Source organism: Streptosporangium brasiliense, assembly GCF_030811595.1.
Classification (GTDB): Bacteria; Actinomycetota; Actinomycetes; order Streptosporangiales; family Streptosporangiaceae; genus Streptosporangium; species Streptosporangium brasiliense.
In genome coordinates this window covers 3,503,895-3,520,929 of the sequence record NZ_JAUSRB010000002.1, presented here as the reverse complement: position 1 = coordinate 3,520,929, position 17,035 = coordinate 3,503,895, and the positions used below count along the sequence as shown (strand labels likewise).

Annotated in this window: 18 protein-coding genes; 7 read left to right on the top strand and 11 right to left on the bottom strand. The window is 72.6% G+C overall.

Going from position 1 to position 17,035, the window contains the following annotated elements; all coding sequences use genetic code 11:
- Positions 1–301 precede the first annotated feature (301 nt).
- Positions 302–1,195: a DMT family transporter gene (locus J2S55_RS24880; protein ID WP_306865505.1), complete on the top strand. Its 894-nt coding sequence runs from the start codon at positions 302–304 to the stop codon at positions 1,193–1,195.
- A gap of 197 nt (positions 1,196–1,392) precedes the next feature.
- Complete coding sequence (locus J2S55_RS24875; RefSeq protein WP_306865503.1) at positions 1,393–1,824, top strand: hypothetical protein; 432 nt, start codon at positions 1,393–1,395, stop codon at positions 1,822–1,824.
- A 116-nt stretch (positions 1,825–1,940) separates the two neighbouring features.
- Here J2S55_RS24875 and J2S55_RS24870 read toward each other — a convergent pair whose 3' ends face one another.
- Complete coding sequence (locus tag J2S55_RS24870; protein ID WP_306865501.1) at positions 1,941–2,732, bottom strand: class II aldolase/adducin family protein; 792 nt, start codon at positions 2,730–2,732, stop codon at positions 1,941–1,943.
- Positions 2,729–3,880 carry a lactate 2-monooxygenase gene (locus J2S55_RS24865; RefSeq protein ID WP_306865499.1) on the bottom strand — a complete coding sequence of 384 codons (1,152 nt, stop codon included), beginning with the start codon at positions 3,878–3,880 and terminating at the stop codon, positions 2,729–2,731. The genes J2S55_RS24870 and J2S55_RS24865 overlap by 4 nt, the downstream gene beginning before the upstream one ends.
- A gap of 161 nt (positions 3,881–4,041) precedes the next feature.
- On the opposite strand from J2S55_RS24865, the gene secA2 reads away from it, so the two are divergent.
- Entirely contained in the window at positions 4,042–6,255 is a 2,214-nt protein-coding gene (gene secA2, locus J2S55_RS24860) for an accessory Sec system translocase SecA2 (protein WP_370879696.1), read from the top strand.
- A 49-nt stretch (positions 6,256–6,304) separates the two neighbouring features.
- Here secA2 and J2S55_RS24855 read toward each other — a convergent pair whose 3' ends face one another.
- From J2S55_RS24855 to J2S55_RS24835, 5 genes are all read right to left on the bottom strand, one after another.
- Positions 6,305–6,580, bottom strand: a complete 276-nt coding sequence (locus tag J2S55_RS24855; RefSeq protein ID WP_306865497.1) for a type II toxin-antitoxin system RelE family toxin — start codon at positions 6,578–6,580, stop codon at positions 6,305–6,307.
- Positions 6,577–6,855, bottom strand: a complete 279-nt coding sequence (locus tag J2S55_RS24850; protein ID WP_306865496.1) for a type II toxin-antitoxin system Phd/YefM family antitoxin — start codon at positions 6,853–6,855, stop codon at positions 6,577–6,579. Before J2S55_RS24850 ends, J2S55_RS24855 begins: the two co-directional genes overlap by 4 nt.
- A gap of 101 nt (positions 6,856–6,956) precedes the next feature.
- Positions 6,957–7,985: an ABC transporter ATP-binding protein gene (locus J2S55_RS24845; RefSeq protein ID WP_306865494.1), complete on the bottom strand. Its 1,029-nt coding sequence runs from the start codon at positions 7,983–7,985 to the stop codon at positions 6,957–6,959.
- A complete protein-coding gene (modB, locus tag J2S55_RS24840) occupies positions 7,982–8,752 on the bottom strand; it encodes a molybdate ABC transporter permease subunit (RefSeq protein ID WP_306875559.1) in 771 nt (256 codons plus the stop codon). Before modB ends, J2S55_RS24845 begins: the two co-directional genes overlap by 4 nt.
- A gap of 113 nt (positions 8,753–8,865) precedes the next feature.
- Entirely contained in the window at positions 8,866–9,264 is a 399-nt protein-coding gene (locus J2S55_RS24835; protein WP_306865492.1) for a TOBE domain-containing protein, read from the bottom strand.
- Between the two features lie 179 nt (positions 9,265–9,443).
- On the opposite strand from J2S55_RS24835, the gene J2S55_RS24830 reads away from it, so the two are divergent.
- The 4 genes from J2S55_RS24830 (at position 9,444) to J2S55_RS24815 (ending at position 12,531) form a co-directional block, all read left to right on the top strand.
- Positions 9,444–10,247 carry a helix-turn-helix domain-containing protein gene (locus J2S55_RS24830; protein WP_306865490.1) on the top strand — a complete coding sequence of 268 codons (804 nt, stop codon included), beginning with the start codon at positions 9,444–9,446 and terminating at the stop codon, positions 10,245–10,247.
- A 121-nt stretch (positions 10,248–10,368) separates the two neighbouring features.
- Positions 10,369–11,130 carry a hypothetical protein gene (locus tag J2S55_RS24825; protein WP_306865489.1) on the top strand — a complete coding sequence of 254 codons (762 nt, stop codon included), beginning with the start codon at positions 10,369–10,371 and terminating at the stop codon, positions 11,128–11,130.
- 129 nt (positions 11,131–11,259) lie between these two features.
- Positions 11,260–11,679, top strand: a complete 420-nt coding sequence (locus J2S55_RS24820) for a CBS domain-containing protein (protein WP_306865487.1) — start codon at positions 11,260–11,262, stop codon at positions 11,677–11,679.
- 66 nt (positions 11,680–11,745) lie between these two features.
- Positions 11,746–12,531, top strand: a complete 786-nt coding sequence (locus J2S55_RS24815) for an aminotransferase class IV family protein (protein ID WP_306865485.1) — start codon at positions 11,746–11,748, stop codon at positions 12,529–12,531.
- Between the two features lie 208 nt (positions 12,532–12,739).
- On the opposite strand, the gene J2S55_RS24810 is transcribed toward J2S55_RS24815, so the two are convergent.
- The 4 genes from J2S55_RS24810 to J2S55_RS24795 are packed head-to-tail and all read right to left on the bottom strand — an operon-like array spanning position 12,740 to position 17,007.
- Positions 12,740–13,642 (bottom strand): ABC transporter substrate-binding protein, encoded by a 903-nt coding sequence (locus J2S55_RS24810; protein ID WP_306865483.1) that lies wholly within the window; start codon positions 13,640–13,642, stop codon positions 12,740–12,742.
- Positions 13,639–14,790 carry an LLM class flavin-dependent oxidoreductase gene (locus J2S55_RS24805; protein ID WP_306865481.1) on the bottom strand — a complete coding sequence of 384 codons (1,152 nt, stop codon included), beginning with the start codon at positions 14,788–14,790 and terminating at the stop codon, positions 13,639–13,641. Before J2S55_RS24805 ends, J2S55_RS24810 begins: the two co-directional genes overlap by 4 nt.
- On the bottom strand, positions 14,780–15,913 hold the full coding sequence (locus J2S55_RS24800) for an LLM class flavin-dependent oxidoreductase (protein ID WP_306865479.1): 1,134 nt from the start codon (positions 15,911–15,913) through the stop codon (positions 14,780–14,782). Before J2S55_RS24800 ends, J2S55_RS24805 begins: the two co-directional genes overlap by 11 nt.
- Entirely contained in the window at positions 15,913–17,007 is a 1,095-nt protein-coding gene (locus tag J2S55_RS24795) for an ABC transporter substrate-binding protein (RefSeq protein WP_306865477.1), read from the bottom strand. The genes J2S55_RS24800 and J2S55_RS24795 overlap by 1 nt, the downstream gene beginning before the upstream one ends.
- Positions 17,008–17,035 lie beyond the last annotated feature (28 nt).

Genomic DNA, 17,035 nt, shown 5'->3' with positions numbered 1-17,035 from the left:
ATCGGAACGGCCCCGCCGCGCCGCCCGGAAGCCCGTCCGCCTTCCGTCGCGCGGGCCCGCCCCACCGTCCGGAAGCCCCTCCCCCGCCGTCGTGCGGGCCCGCCGTACCGGCGGATAACCACTGGTCGCCGCGGCCGCCGTCCCGTTATGGTCGTCCCGTGACGACGCTCATCATGTCCCCGCCCGCCGCCCGCTAGCGGGCGGTCCTCTCTCCTGACAACCGGATCCGGGTGGTCCGGTGGGTGGCTGACGCCCGCATACGTGCGGCCTGACGACAACCACCTCATCTGGAGAGATCTCCATGACGCATGTCTCCGTGCAGCGGGGCCTGCTGTACGTATCGATCGCGGCGACCGCCTGGGGCACCGGGGGCGCCGCCGGCGCGCTGCTCCACCAGGCAGGCGGCCTCGGTCCCGTCTCCGTCTCGTTCTGGCGCTTCGCCTCCGGCGCGGTGATGCTCCTGCTGGCCTCGCGCCTGTTCGGTCTCGGACGCCCGGGTGGTCTCGGGCGGACCGTGGTCACGGGTGCGGCGATGGCCGTCTACCAGACGGCCTACTTCGCGGCGATCGCCGCGTCCGGCCTGGCCGTGGCGACCGTGATCACGATAGGCGCCACGCCGGTCCTCGTCGCCGCCGGCGCGCGCGTGCTGCTGGGCGAGCGGCTGGGCCCGGCGGGGCTCGGCGCGGTGGCGACCGCCCTGACCGGCCTGGCCATGCTGACCCTCGACGGCGGGTCGGCCACCTTCTCGATGGCCGGCGTCGGCTGGGCGCTGCTCTCGGCGGCCGGCTACGCGGGCGTGACCCTGCTCAACCGCGCCTCCACCGACGGCCCCTACGCCACCGCCATGGGCGGCTTCGTCGTCGGGGGCCTGTGCCTGCTCCCCCTCGCGCTGGCGCAGGGCCTGCTGCCGCAGGGTGACCTGCTCGCCTCGTCGGTGATCATCGCCTATCTCGGCGCGGTCCCGACGGCCCTGGCCTACGGTCTCTTCTTCGCCGGTCTGGCCGCGGTGCGGGCCACGACGGCCGCCGTGATCAGCCTCGTGGAGCCGGTCGGCGCGGCGGTCATCGGGGTGCTCCTGCTCGGCGAGCGGCTCACCCCGCAGGCCGTCGCGGGCGCGGTCCTGCTGCTCGCCTCCGTCGGCCTGCTCACCTTCGGCGAGAGGCGCGGGGCCGTTGACCCGGCCGCCACATTATAACAGCGAATTCACGGTTTTCCTTTTGTCGAAAAAATAAACCAAACGACAGGAAGGAAATCAGGCCACCCATATTTGGTCCAAGAGAAAGACAACAATCAAATAATCGCTTTTTTCCCTGACAATTTCGCTCATATCGTGACATAGAGACCAGGCCGCCGGACGGTCTCCGCCGGCGGCCCGATCAGAAAGGAGACGCCATGAACGACAGACGGCGCCTGATGCTGATCAGCTCGGCACTTCTCACGGCCTCCGTCCTCGGAGCGGGCGCGATCTCCCCGTTCTCCGCCGCCCCCGCCTCCGCGCAGGCGGTCATGGCGGGCGTCCCGCAGGTCGCGGTCCCGACCCCGGAACCGACCACCACCCCGACCACGGCACCGACAATGGCACCGACCACGGAGCCGACCACGGCACCGACGACGGCACCGACCACGGAGCCGACCGGACAGCCGCCCGCCGGGGAGAAGCCCGAGGCGTACTGGGAGGCCTACCGCAAGGGCTTCTTCGAAGCCGGCGACAACTGCGGCAAGGGGAAGAGCTTCACCTACGGCGGATCAGCCGACTGGGACAGAAAGGGCTGGGTGGACGGATACAACGCCGGTCACATCGCCTTCTGTGAGAACGTCGACTGAATCACCTCGCCGTCCGTAAAGGCGGCCGGAGAAACGCCGGGCCCGGAGCTCCGGGCCCGGCCCCGTGTCCGGGGCCGGAGCGGAGCCGGAGCAGGGAGCCGGTGAAAACCGACGGATCAGCCGAACATGTCGGGCTCGGCGGCGGTGATCTGGTCGTAAAGGGGCTGGAAGTTGATCCAGCCGACCAGGTCGTTGCCGATCTGACCGTGGGTGAGCTTGGCGTTCTCGTGGTCGATCGGCACCGTCGGCCCGGCGGCCTTGGCCAGGAGCTGGGCCTGGCACGAGCGCTCCATCGTGATGAACCACCAGGCGGCGGCGTCCACGGTGTCGCCGACGGTGAGCAGGCCGTGGTTGCGCAGGATGACCGCCTTGCAGGAGCCGAGCGCCCGGGCGATGCGGCGACCCTCCTCCGTCTCCACGACCACGCCGGTGTAGTCGTCGAACAGCCCGTGGTCCTCGTAGAACGCGCACGCGTCCTGGGTCAGCGGCTCCAGGAGGGCGCCCAGCGACGACAGCGCCTTGCCGTACACCGAGTGGCTGTGCGCGGCGGCGACCGCGTCGGGCCTGGCCTGGTGGACCATCGCGTGGATCGCGAACGCGGCCTGGTTGACGTGGTAGCGCCCCTCGACGACCTGGCCCTCGTGGTTGACGAGGATGAGGTCGCTGACCTTGATGTGCTTGAAGGACATGCCGAACGGGTTCACCCAGAAGTGGTCGGTGTGCTCGGGGTCCCGGGCGGTGATGTGCCCGGCCACGCCCTCCTCGAAGCCGAACCTGCCGAACAGCCGTAGCGCGGCCACCAGGCGCTCCTGGCGGTGGCGGCGTTCCTCCTCCACGGTCTCGAATTTCTGCGGCAGCCGGAAGGTGAGCTGGTCGGTGGGGATCGGCTGCAGGTCGGACAGGCTCATCGTGCCTCCAGGGCGGACGGGTCGAGGTCGGCGGGCGTGCGGTGGCCCGCCAGCCCGAGGGTGAGGTCGAGGTCGGCGAGCAGGCTCCGCACCACGTGGCGGACGCCCTCCTCGCCGCCCACCGCCAGACCCCAGACGTACGGCCGGCCCAGCAGCACGGCGCGCGCCCCGAGGGCGAGCGCCTTGAGGACGTCGGCCCCGGTGCGGATCCCGGAGTCGAACAGCACGGTCAGCCGCTCGCCCACGGCGGCGGCGACGGCGGGGAGCGCGTCCAGCGAGGCCATGGCGCCGTCGACCTGCCTGCCGCCGTGGTTGGAGACGACGACGCCGTCCATCCCGGCGTCGGCCGCGCGCAGGGCGTCGTCCACGTGCTGGACGCCCTTCAGGACGATCGGCCCGTCCCAGTTGTCGCGGAGCAGGGAGAGCCGGTCCCAGGTGTGGGAGCGGCCGTGGAACATCGGCGCCCACCGCAGGATCGCCGCGTTCAGGTCCTCCTCGACCGGGCGTTCCAGCCGGGACCTGAAGACCGGGTCCGACAGCGGGATCGCCAGGCCGGTGCCGCGCAGGAACGGCAGGTAGGCGTGGTCGAGGTCGGTGGGCCGCCAGGCCAGGGTCCAGGTGTCGAGGGTGACGACCAGGGTGTCGTAGCCGCTCTTGGCCGCCCGGTCGAGCAGGCTGAGCGTGACCTCGTCGTCGTGCGGCCAGTAGAGCTGGTACCACCGGGGTCCGCCGGCCTCGGCGACCTCTTCGAGGGTGTGGGAGGAGGCGGTGCTCAGCACGGCGGGGACGCCGAGCGAGGCGGCGGCCCTGGCGGTCGCGAGCTCGCCGTGCGGGTGCACGATCGACTGCACGCCGATCGGGGCGAGCGCGACGGGCGCCGGGTAGGTCCTGCCGAACAGCTCCGTGCTCAGGTCCCTGACCGAGACCTCGCGCAACATCCTGGGCACGATCCGCCACCGGTCGAACGCCTCGCGGTTGGCCCGCTCGGTCGCCCCCGTCCCCGCCGAACCGGCCACATACCCGTAGGGCTCGGGCGCGAGGTGCCGCCTGGCGGCCTGTTCGAGCCCGGCTACGTCCGTCGGGTACGGCGGGCGCAGGCCGGCCAGCCCGTTGAGGTAGATCTCGTACTGGTAGTCAGAGAAGGCCACGGCCCCAGCCTGTTCTGCTCCGCGCCGCATGTCCATATTCAAACCGGATCCGGCGCACCGGGACGGCTTGCCCATCGGTCCCCCGGGACGGATGATCCATCAGGTCGGTACGGTGGTGCGACAGCGGGAACGTGGTCCCGGAAACGGGCGTTGGAGGGAACGTGGCCTCGATAACTCAGCTCATCAGGCGTTTCCTGGAGCGTCCCGGTTCGATCGACCTGGTGCCCTTCGAGCGGACCGTGGCGTCCGCCGGGGCCCGGGAGGAGCGGATCAAGGGGCTCGCCGAGCTGCCGGAGCCCTCGGTGGACGACCTGGCCGAGTTCTGCGCGATCGTGCGCGAGGCCGCGCACCGCACGCTGGGCCTGCGCCCTTACGACGTGCAGCTCGTGGGCATGCTCGCCATGCTGTCGGGCAACGTCGCGGAGATGGCCACCGGCGAGGGCAAGACCCTGTCGGGGGCCATGGCCGCCGCCGGATACGCCCTGCAGGGCAAGCGGGTGCACGTGATCTCGGTCAACGACTACCTGGCGCAGCGCGACGCCGAGTGGATGGGTCCGCTGTACGAGTCGCTGGGCGTGTCGGTCGGCTGGATCGCGGAGTCCTCCACCCCGCAGGAGCGCCGGGCCGCCTACGCCAAGGACGTGACGTACGGGTCGGTCAGCGAGATCGGCTTCGACGTGCTCCGCGACCGGACCCGCACCGACGTGGCCGAGCTGGTCGTGCCCGAGCCGGGCGTGGCGCTGGTGGACGAGGCCGACTCGGTGCTGGTCGACGAGGCCAGGGTGCCGCTGGTGCTGGCCGGGGCCGCCGACCCGGGCGGCGCCGTGCCGGAGATGGCCGCGCTGGTCCGCCAGCTGGTCAAGGGATACCACTACGAGCTCGACGACCAGGCGCGCAACGTCCACCTGACCGGCAAGGGCATCGACACCGTCGAGCAGGCGCTGGGCCTGGCCCTCTACGACGACGCCGCCACGCTGACCGAGGTCAACCTCGCCCTGCACGCGCACGCCCTGCTGACCAAGGACGTCGACTACATCGTGCGCGACGGCAGGGTCCATCTGATCAACCCCTCCCGGGGCCGGGTGGCGCTGCTGCAGCGCTGGCCGGACGGCCTGCAGGCCGCGGTCGAGGCCAAGGAGGCGCTGTCCCCCTCGGAGACCGGCGAGATCCTCGACTCGATCACCGTCCAGGGCCTGATCACCCGCTACCCTGAGAGATGCGGCATGACCGGCACGGCGGTCGCGGTCGGCGACCAGCTCCGCGAGTTCTACGACCTCAAGGTGGCCGTGGTCCCGTCCAACCGGCCGTGCGTGCGGACCGACGCGCCCGACCGGCTCTTCGAGTACGCGATGGAGAAGGACCGCGCGCTGGTCGAGGAGATCGTCGAGGTGCACGCGACCGGGCGGCCGATCCTGATCGGCACCCTGGACGTGGCCGAGTCCGAGCGGCTCTCCCTGACGCTGAGCGGGCGCGGCCTGGAGTGCGTGGTCCTCAACGCCAAGAACGACGCCGAGGAGGCGTCGATCATCGCCAGGGCCGGGGAGCGCGGCGCGATCACGGTCTCCACCCAGATGGCCGGGCGCGGCACCGACATCCGCCTGGGCGAGGGCGTGGACGAGCTCGGCGGGCTGTATGTCATCGGTTCCGGCCGGCACACCAGCAGCCGTCTGGACGACCAGCTCCGCGGCCGCGCGGGCCGCCAGGGCGACCCCGGCGGCTCGGTCTTCTTCGTGAGCGGCGAGGACGATCTGATCACCCACTACGTGGCCGACGAGTACGCCAAGGGCGTGCCCGACCAGGTTCTCGTGGGCCACGCCCAGCGCGTCGCCGAGGGCGTCAACATGGAGATCCACCGCAACACCTGGCGCTACACCCGCCTCCTCGAACACCACCGGAGCCTGGTCCTCGGCCTCCGCGAGAAGGCCCTGCGCGGCCGCTCGGCCGCCGACGCGCTCGCCGGGGCCGTCCCCGAGCGGTGGGCCGAGCTGGAGGAGGAGGTCGGCGCGGAGGTGCTCCAGGAGGCCGCCCGGCAGATCGTCCTGTTCCACCTCGACCGCTGCTGGGCCGACCACCTGGCCTACCTGGGCGAGCTCCGCGAGGGCATCCACCTGCGGGCGCTGGGCCGCCTCAGCCCGATCGACGAGTTCAACAAGGAGGCCAAGCCCGCCTACGAACGCATGCTGGCCGAGATCGAGTCCCGCTCGATCGCCACCTTCGAGACCGCCCCCATCACCTCCGAGGGCCTCGACCTCGACGGCGCGGGCCTCAACCGCCCCACCGCCACCTGGACCTACCTCGTCCAGGACAACCCCTTCGGCACCGAGTGGGAGCGCATCCTCAACCGCCTGGCCACCAAGGTCCGCCGCCGCCGCTGACCTCCGCCGACCGGCGGCCGGAGGCGGCCCGGCGGAGAGGGCGCTCGGGCTAGTGCGATCGATAGGCGTCCGCCCGGTGCTGAACGGTGATCACCTGGACCACGATCCGGCCGTCGTCGATCAGGTACAGGACCCGGTAGTCCCCCCGGCGCGCGGACCATTGGGGTGCGAGGGGCTCGTCGAGGGGCTTGCCCACCCGGTGAGGATTGTCCAGCAGCGGACCGGTGATGAACTCCCAGACCGCGGGCACGACCTTCGCCGGCAGGCGTTCGGCGAGATCCTGCCTGGCACGGCGGGTGAGGTGAAGTCCGTACCGCTCGCTCACAGGCGACCGGTCCGGCGCAGGAGGGCCTCCACCTCCGACTGGGAGTGGGTGCGTCCCGCCTCCAGATCGGCGAGCCCCTCGCGGATGGCGGCCACAGTCTCGGCGGAGGCGAGGATCTCGATCATCTCGCGCATCGTCTCGTAGTCGTCCGCGGCCAGCAGCACGGCCGCGGGGACGCCGTTGCGGGTGATCTCGAACCGCTCGTGGGTGCTTACGGCGGACTCCACGATGCCCGACAGCCGGGCGCGGGCGTCGGCCAGAGGAAGAACAGTCATGTACATAATTATAGGCAACACATGGCCTCACTGTCAGGCGCCCGCGATGATCGCGCCGACCGTGGAGATGCGGACGGCGCGGGGCAGGCCGTCACCCGCGCTCAGGCGGGGTAGGCGTGGGTCTCGGTGGCCTTGAGCGCCGCCCAGACCCGCCCGCCCGGACGTAGGTCCAGCTCGGCGACGGCGGCGGCGGTGATGTCGGCGGCGGCCTCGACCGGGCCGGCCAGGAGCACCCGCACGTGGTCGCCGTGGCGCTCGACCCCGCCGATCGTCGCCTCCCAGAGGTTGCGCGGGCTGCCGTCGGGGCGGCTGCGGTAGAGCGCCACGGCGGACGGCGGGAAGGCGAGGAAGACCGGGCCGGCGTTGGACTCGTCCGCGTTGAGGGTGATGCCCTCCAGCCGTACGGCGTGCCCGTCGGCGACCCCCCGGTAGAGGTTCAGCCCGACCAGGCGGGCGACGTATTCGGTGCGGGGGTGGCGGGCCACGGCCGAGGGCGCCCCCTGCTGGACGACGCGGCCGTTCTCGATCACGACGAGGCGGTCGGCCAGGACCATCGCGTCCAGCGGGTCGTGGGTGACCAGGACGGCCACCCCCTCGAAATCCTCCAGGTGGTGGCGGAGCCGGGCGCGGATGTCCAGGCGGGTGTGGGCGTCGAGGGCGGCCAGCGGCTCGTCCAGGAGCAGGAGGCGGGGCCGTACGGCCAGGGCCCGGGCGAGGGCGACGCGCTGGGCCTGGCCGCCGGAGAGTTCGCGGGGCCGGGCGGCGGCGTGCTCGCCGAGGCCGACCCGCTCCAGCCACTCCTGGGCGAGCCGCCGGGCCCGCTTTTTCGGCACGTCCTGGCAGCGCGGCCCGAAGGCCACGTTGTCCAGTGCCGACAGGTGCGGGAAGAGCAGGTAGTCCTGGAACACCATGCCGATCGGCCGCCGTTCGGCGGGCAGCCGGTGGATCGGCTCGCCGTCGAGGTCGATGTGCCCGCCGGTGAGGGGCAGCAGCCCGGCCAGGGCGCGCAGCGCGGTGGTCTTGCCCGCGCCGTTGGGGCCGAGCAGGGCGACCGTCTCTCCCCGGGCGGCGTCCAGCTCGACGTCGAGGCGGAACCTCGGCCTCTCGACGACCAGCCTGCTCCTGATCATGACGCCCCGACCCACCGTTCCCGCAGGCTGGCCAGCACGGCCACCGAGACCGCCAGCAGCACCAGGCTCAGCACGATCGCGGCCTCGGGATCGGTCTCCAGCGCCAGGTAGACCGCCAGCGGCATGGTCTGGGTCCGGCCGGGGAAGTTTCCGGCGAAGGTGATCGTGGCCCCGAACTCGCCCAGGGCCCTGGCCCAGCAGAGCACGGCCCCCGCCGAGATGCCCGGTGCGACCAGCGGCAGGGTGACCCGGGTGAACACCCGCCAGCGGGAGGCTCCGAGGGTCGCCGCCGCCTCCTCGAACCGCAGGTCGGCGGCCTTCAGCGCACCCTCCACGCTGATGACCAGGAACGGCATGGCCACGAACGCCTCGGCCACCACGACCCCCGCCGTGGTGAACGGGAGCGAGAACCCCAGCGTCTCGTGGATCCACCGGCCGACCAGCCCGTTGCGGCCGAGGACCAGCAGCAGCGCCACGCCCCCGACCACCGGCGGCAGCACCAGCGGCACCGTCACCAGCGCCCGGACCAGCCGTCGGCCGGGGAGGTCGCCCCGGGCCAGCAGCCAGGCCAGCGGCACCCCGAGCAGCAGGCAGATCGCGGTCGCGAGGGTCGCGGTGACCAGCGAGAGCCGCAGCGCCTCCAGCACCTGCGGCTGCGCCAGCCGCCGCCCCATCGTCGGCCACGGGGCCCGCACCAGCAGCCCGGCCAGCGGCAGGACCAGGAACGCCAGCCCGGCGACCGCCGGGACCGCCAGCACCCACGGCATCCGCCCCGGCGCCCGCTCCCTCACCGGGCCCTTCTCCCGCCCGGTGCGGCGGACCGCCCGGCCCGCTCCCCGGCCGGCGCCGTCCGGGTCAGTCTCAACACGATCTCCAGTGGTCAGGGGGTCTCCGGCACTTCGACGACGACGGTGGTCGACTTCACGACCGCGACCGCGACCACGCCCGGCTCCAGCCCGAGATCGTCGGCCGACTGACGGCTCATCAGGGACACCACCCGGAACGGCCCCGCGGCGATCTCCACCTGGGCCATCACGGTGTCCTTGACCACCTCGGTCACGATCCCCCTGAAGCGGTTGCGCGCGGAGGAGGCGCTGCCGCCCTGCTCGTCGCGGCCCGACTGGGCCCGCGCGAAGGCGGCCAGCTCGGTGCCGGGGATCAGGCGGTGTCCGTGCTCGTCACGCCGCGCGGACAGCCGTCCGGCGTCGACCCAGCGGCGCACCGTGTCGGCGCTGACCCCGAGCAGTGCCGCCGCCTCGCTGATCCGGAACGTCATCACAGTCCATCACCCTATCTCCCGCAGTTTCCACCCCTGGCCGGCACATACCCCGGAAGGTGTGAGGCATCCGGCTGCCGGCGGCTCGCATCTGCCATGGTGGACCCGGACCGGGGGCATCACGGTTCCCATTACATGGACGGTAATGGTTTTACAGATCATCGCCGGTTATCGTGTGATTTGTGACCTCCACCAGCGCGTCCCGGCCGGTCGGTGAACTGCTGCGCCAGTGGCGGGAACGCAGGCGGATGAGCCAGATGGATCTCGCCATCCAGGCCGACATCTCCACCCGGCACCTGAGCTTCGTGGAGACCGGCCGGTCCAAGCCGAGCCGGGACATGATCCTGCACCTCGCCGAGGAGCTGGACCTCCCCCTCCGCGAGCGCAACCACCTCCTGCTCTCCGGCGGGTTCGCGCCGGTCTACGCCGAGACGCCGCTCAACTCGCCGCAGATGGCGTCGGTCAGGGAGGCGCTCGGCCAGGTGCTGAGCGGTCACGAGCCCTACCCGGCGGTGGTCGTGGACCAGGGCTGGAACCTGGTGGACCGCAACGCCGCCACCGGCGTGCTGCTGCGCGGCGTCGCGCCGGAGCTGCTCGTCCCACCGGTCAACGTGCTCCGGCTGAGCCTGCACCCCCGGGGGATGGCCCAGCGGATCATCAACCTGGGCGAGTGGCGCGCCCACCTGCTGCACCGGCTGCGCCGCCAGATCAGCCTCACCGCCGACCCCGAGCTGGACGCGCTCTGGCGCGAGCTGGACGGCTACCCCTGCGACCAGCCGGAGCCCGAGATAGAGCGGCCGGGCCCCGGGGACATAGTGATCCCCCTGCGCCTGCGCCGCGGCTACCGGGAGCTCGCCTTCTTCAGCACGATGGCGACCTTCGGCACCCCGCTGGACATCACCGTCGCCGAGCTGGCCATCGAGGCGTACTTCCCGGCGAACCCCGAGACCGCCGCCTACCTGCAGCACCAGCACCACCCGGACTAGGCGCCCCCACCGGGACCGGGCCACCGGCGACGAGGCCCGGCGCCCGGCTCCCCGCCGCCCCGGCCGGGCCGGAGGTTGATAACCTGCCCGGAGTCCCCCCTTTCACGACTGCGGGGGCGCCGTGGGGGCATGGTTCTCGACGGAGATCGTGGCGGCCGGGAAGCTCCGGCTGTTCTGCTTCTTCGTCTCCTTCATCGTCACGTTCCTGTTCATCCGGGTCAGCGTGCGCCTGATCCGGGCCCAGGTGAGATGGTGGCCGGGGAACGTGGCGCCCGGCGGCATGCACATCCACCACGTCGTGTTCGGCCTGGTCCTCATGTGCGTGGGCGGGATCAGCGGGCTGGCGGTGGAGGACAGCACCTCGGTCTCGGCGGGGCTGCTCGCCGCACTCTTCGGCGTCGGGACCTCGCTCGTGCTGGACGAGTTCGCGCTGGTGCTCCATCTCGAAGACGTCTACTGGGCGCAGCAGGGCCGCCTGTCGGTGGACGCCGTGTTCGTCGCCGTCGCGCTGTGCGGCCTGGCCCTGCTCGGCGCGAGCCCCCTGGAGCTCGGCGACGTGCTCGCCCCCGGCCCGGACGGCAAGGTCCTGTCCCGCACCGAGATCGCCCTGATCGTCAGCGGCAACACGCTGCTGTCGCTCGTCAGCCTGGCCAAGGGGAAGATCTGGACCGGCCTGCTCGGGATCTACCTCACCCCGCTGGCCATGGTCGGCGCGGTCCGGCTGGCCCGCCCCGGCTCGCCCTGGGCTCGGCGGCGTTACCGGCCCGGCTCGCGGAAGCTGCGCAGGGCCGAGTGGCGGGAGAAGAGGATCCGGGACCCGATCGAGCGGGTGAAGGTCGGCTTCCAGAACTTCGTGGCCGGCCGCCCGTCGGCCAGACCGTGAGCCGGCCCACCGGTCGGAGGTACGGCGTGCCATACCCCAGACCCGTGACGGACACCCCGTCCACGCGTCCGATCCGTTTCCTAGGCAAATGTCGGGCAGTACCTCATTTGTCGAACAGGGGAGGTCGTCATGGCGAAGACGGTGGCCGACGTGATGACGCACGACCCGGCGACCGTTGACGCGAGCCAGCCCGTGTCCGTGGCGGCCCGCCTCATGGCCGCCGAGGACACCGGAGCGGTGATCGTCACCCACGACGGCCGGGTGAGAGGGATCGTGACCGACCGTGACATCGCCGTCCGCGTCGTGGCGGAGGACAAGGGCCCCGACACGCCGGTGCGGGAGGCCTACAGCGGCGACGTCGTGACCGTCGGTCCGGACACGAGCATCGAGCAGGCCGTACGGCTGATGCGCTCCAACGCCATCCGCCGCATACCGGTGGTCGAGGACGACATGGCCGTCTGCGTCCTGAGCATCGGGGACCTGGCCGTCGAACTCGACCCCGAGTCGGCCCTGGCCGACATCTCGGCCGCGCGGGAGAACAACCCCTGAGCTGCACCGGCTCCGGCCGTGTTCGCCGGGCGTCGAAGGCGAGGACGGCTCGCTATGGTGGGGATCATGGCCAATTCACCGGTCCCCCGGGTCGAGATCGACGGTCGCGCCGCCACCGCGGAGCGGCTTCTCCCTCTCACCCTTTCCAACTATGGGCACTTCACCGCCATGCAGGTCAGGGGTGGGAAGGTCCGCGGCATGGATCTCCACCTCGACAGGTTGCGCGCGGCCACCCGCGAGCTGTTCGACGCCGATCTGGACGCCGACCGGGTCCGTGACCACATCCGGCACGCCCTCGGCGGCGACGGCGCGGCATCGGTCCGGGTCTACGTCTTCCGGGCGGAGCCGGACGGCGCGGTGTCCGTCATGGTCGTCGTACGGCCACCGTCCGAGATGCCGAGTACCCCGCAGCGCCTGCGGGCCGTCCCCTACCAGCGGCCGGTCCCCCACATCAAGCACATCGGGGGCTTCGGGCAGGCCTACCACCGGCGCCTGGCGGAGCGCGGCGGCTTCCACGAGGCGCTGCTGACCGGCCCCGACGGGGTCATATCCGAGGGCGGGATCACCAACATCGGTTTCTTCGACGGGTCGGCGGTCGTCTGGCCCGACGCGCCCGCCCTGCTGGGGATCACCATGCAGCTCCTCGAACCGAGGCTGCCCGGCGCGGGCCTGCCGTCCCGGCGCGGCACGGTACGCCTCGCCGACCTGACGTCCTTCACCGCGGCCTTCGTCACCAACTCCCAGGGGATCGCCCCCGTCGAGCGCGTCGACGACCTGTCCATTCCCGTGGACGCGGAGCTCATGAAGACGGTGACGCGGATCTACGACTCCGTCCCCTGGGACCCGATCTGAGCGCTTCACCCGGCGCGCGACGGGTTCGGCCGCGCGGCCGGGCCTCGCGGAAGGGGAGGAGATCAACCCCCTCCCCCTCCGCGACCGCCTGACCGGCCCGGCGGCTCCCCTGACTGCCTCCCGAACGGCCCGGCGGTTCCCCGGACGCCCCGGTGGTCACCCGGCAGACCCCGCGGTCTCGCGACGGTCTCCGGGACGGTCCCCGCGATCACCTGATCAGCTTGGCGAGCTCCGGGTCGACGGCGTCGGCGACGGTGACCTCGCGGTCGATGAGGCCGTTGGCGTGGAAGAGATCGGCGGCGCGCTGCTGCTCGGCGACGAACTCCTCGGTGACCGGGTTGAGCCCGAAGGGCCGCTTGCGCAGGGCGTTCTCCCAGTGGTCGACGTCGCCGCCGTCGTCGGCCGCGAACAGCTCGGCCGCCTCGCGGTAGTTCTCCTGGATCCAGGCGTCGGACTCCTGGAGGGCGGCGACGATCGCGGCGAGCTCCGCGGGCCGCCCCTCGGCGAAGTCACGCCGGGTGAACCAGAGCGAGCGGTGGCTGAACAGCCCGTCGGTGGCGACCAGCTCGCGGACCGGCGCCTGCGCCTCGACCTTGCTGAGCGAGGGGTAGGAGCCGACCCACGCGTCCACCTCACCGTTGAGCAGCAGCGCCCCCGCGTCGGTGCCGGCGTCGACGGGCACGATGTCCTTCCAGCTCAGACCGGCCTTGTCGAGGGCGAACAGCAGCAGCGTGGTCTGCCAGGAGCCGTGCCCGAGCGCGACCCTCCTGCCCTTCAGGTCCTCAGGAGAGGTGATCGGCGAGTCCTCCGGCACCACCAGCCTGCCGTTCTCGTGCCGGGAGCCGGAGACCGCGACGTAGACGATGTCGTGCCCCTTCCCCTGGGCGGTGACCGGCGGGGTGGAGCCGGTGCCGATGAAGTCGTAGCCGCCGTCGAACAGGTGGTCGCCGTGGACCGAGGGCAGCCCGTCGGTCGGCGCGGGCCTGTCGCCGTCCGGGAGGGAGCGCAGGTCCACCCACTCCACGTCGGGGATGGCACGCTCCAGGATGCCGCGGTGGCGCAGCACCCACAGGGAGTTGTTGTGGGGGAAATATCCAACTCGGACGCTCATGAGGGGGTCCCTTCCAGTAGTGGTGATCCGATACGGAGGTCGTGGCCGCGCAGCAGCGGGAGCACGTGCTCGCCGACCCGGTAGGCCTCCTCCAGGTGCGGCACGCCCGCGAGGATGAAGGCGCCGACGCCGAGGCCGATCAGCCCGTCCAGCCGTTCGGCGACCTGCTCGTAGCTGCCGACCAGGCCGAACGCCGGCCCGCCGCGCAGCAGGTGGAAGCCGCCCCACACGTTGGGGGTGACCTCCAGGTCGCGGTGGCCGCTGATGGTCCCGGTGACGAACGACTGGCTGCGCTGCCAGCCGATGGAGTCGCCGGTGGCGCCGCGGAGCACGGTGGGGTCGATGTTGTCCCAGCCCCGGCGGATCTCGTCCCAGGCCTCCTCCTCGGTCTCCCGGGCGAGCACGTCGATCCGGACGGCGAACTTGGGCGGGCGGTCGCTGTTGGCCCTGACCTGGTCGAACTTCTCGCTCAGGGCGTGGAACGGCTCCAGCCAGGACAGGTAGTAGTCCGCGTGCCGCCCGGCCGCGTCGATGGCCGCCCTGGACGAGCCGGAGAAGTAGATCTCCGGGAAGGGCTGCCCGGCGAGCCCCTCCGGCAGCCCCGCTCCCTCGACCCGGTAGAAGCGCCCGTCGAAGTCGAACGGCCCGCCGTCCCAGACGCCCTTGAGCACGTCGAGGAACTCCGAGGTCCGCGCGTAGCGGTCGTCGTGGCCGACCCGGTCGCCCCACCAGAGCTGGTCGGGCCCGCCGCCGCCGGAGATGACGTTGTAGACGACCCGGCCGCCGGTGGCCCGCTGCAGGCTGGCCGACATGCGGGCGGCCTGCACCGGGTGGAGGAACCCGGGCTGGAAGGCGATCATGAACCGGTAGGTCGTCGTCTCCCTCGCCAGGGTCGCCGCCGCCGCCCAGGGGTCGTCGGTGTTGGGGAAGGACGGCAGCAGCCCGCCGACGAACCCCGACAGCTCCGAGGCGCGGGCGACGTCGCCCATGTGCTCGACGTAGCTGTAGCCGTCCCGCTGCCCGTCGCGGACGCCGGGGGCCAGGCTGCCCGGCACCACCGGCGCCCACTCCCCCCGGCTGGCGACCCGCCTGCGGAGCGACGGCTGGTCGCCGTGCGTCCCGATGCGCCAGTAGATGTCAACGGACATGAGCGCTCTCCTTCGCCAGCAGCGGCAGCAGCCGCTCGCCCAGGCGGTAGGTCTCCTCGATGTACGGCGCGGCCTCCAGGAAGAAGACGCCGACACCCCGGTCGATGTAGTCCCGGATCCCCGCGGCGACGGTCTCGAACGCCCCCACCAGCCCGCTCCGGAAGGGACCGCCGGTCCCCGGGAGCCCGGCGGCCTCCGCCGGCGAGTGCCGGGCGGCCCCCGTGTCGAAGGGGCCGAGGAGCGCCGTCCCGAGGGAACCGGCCGCCTCCGCCACAGCCCGCCCGGACGGCCCGGCGGGCCCGGCCGCCCGGGCGGGCCGCGACGGCGCGAAACCCCGCCACAGCCGGGTCCGCGGGTCGGGGTCCGGCAGGGTGGCCGCCGTCCCGCCGTCGCGCCGCCACAGGCGGCGGGCCGCCTCCCACGCCTCGTCGTCGTCGTCCCGGGCGAGGACCGGGATCCGCAGGCCGTAGGCGACCCCAGGCAGGCCGGCGGCCTCGATGTCGTCCTCCGGGTCGAAGACGTGCACGTCGGCGTGGCGGGCGGACAGTTCGAGGGCCTCCTTCGAGGTGCCCGACAGGTGGATCCTGGGGAAGAGCCGTCCGGCGAGCGGCGGCTGGAACCCGCCCGCGAGCACCTGGTAGAAGCGCCCCTCGTAGGTGTAGCCCTCCTCGGACCAGACGCCCTTGGCCACGGTGAGGAACTCCTCGGCCCGCGCGTAACGGTCCGGCCCCTCCAGGAAGTCGCCCTGGGCGCGGGCCGTGCCCCGGTCGAGGTCGACGGCGAGCTTCCAGTCGAGACGGTCGGTGGAGAAGCGCTGCAGGGAGGCCGAGACCTTGGCCGCGTAGACGGGGGTGGCGATGCCGGGGTGGAACTCGGCGACCGCCCGGAGCCAGCGGCTCTGCCGGAGCACCCCCGCCGCCACGACCAGGGACTCCTCCCCCTCGGGGTCGAAGGGGGCCAGGGCCCCGTGGAAGGCCGCGATCTCCGCGGCCCTGCCCACCTGGGCCAGGTGGTCGAACGGGCCGTAGGCGCGCCGCAGGTCGGTGACGGGGCCCGGGAAGTCCGGCCGCGCGCCGCGTCCGCCGTGCTCCCGGCTGGGCAGCGTGATCAGGAACCTGGCCATCAGAGCGCCGCCCCGTCGAGTTCGGGGGCCGCGCCGGGCCCGCGGCCGCCCCCGCCCTGGGACGGCACCGACAGCCCGTCCGGCAGCTCGCCGGACTGCCAGGCCAGCCGCTCCCGGGCGGCGGCCAGCGGCTCGTGCGCCACCCAGGAGTCGATGTCCACATCGGCCGCGAGGAAGCCGTGGAGCAGGAGGAAGTCCTTCTGGACCCGCAGCAGGCCCAGCCGCTCCGGCGACAGGTCCGGGTGCAGGCTCTTGTGGAAGTCACCCCGGTAGGCGGTGGCCACGCCCCGGGCTCCGGAACGGGTCTCGGCCTCCAGGAAGCCCCGCACCGCCTCCAGGTTGCCCCCCGCCCAGTCGGCGGCGCGCAGGGTCTGGGTCAGGAAGTTCACCACCAGGTCCGGGTGGTCGGCCAGCAGGTCCTCGTGCACGGTGATCGGCCGCGGGGTGCCGTTGTTGACCCGGGTACGGAGGTCCGGATGCGCGTCCAGGTCCACCGCGACCACGGCGTCCACCTCCCTGGCCTGCTCGGCCGAGCGCGCCCCCTTCACGTAGACCGCGTCGACCTCGCCGCCGGCCAGCTCCCTGATCCCCGGCCAGGACCAGGCCCGGCCGGCCCCGTCCCGCCCGACCTCGGACTTCGGCTGGTCCACCTCGACGAACGTCACGTCGTCGAAGGTGAGCCCGGCCGTCGACAGCGCCCCCTTGATCCCGTGCAGGGCCATCGCCCGGGGGAAGCTCCGCGCCCGCGTCTCCGCCCAGCGCGGCAGCGCGATCCGCGCGCCGCGCAGGCCCTGCGCGCCGGTGATGCCGGAGTCCGGGCGGACCAGGATGGACTGCCACTCCTCGATCCAGGTCAGCCCGATCAGCCGGGTCCTCGCCCCCTCCGAGCGCGCGGCCAGCGCGGGAACGTTCCCGCCCTCGCGGAACAGCCCCAGGAGACGGTGGTCGAAGTGGTGCTCGGCCAGCTCCGGCCCGGCGTCCTGCAGGACCCCGACCTCGCCGAACTCCTCGTGGAGCCAGCCCAGGTTGTAGGCCAGGCCGCTGGCGGTGGGCACCGGGCAGCGGGTGAACCAGATCTTCTCGATCGTTGACATGTGATTCCTCCGTGCTTCGGAAGTGCTC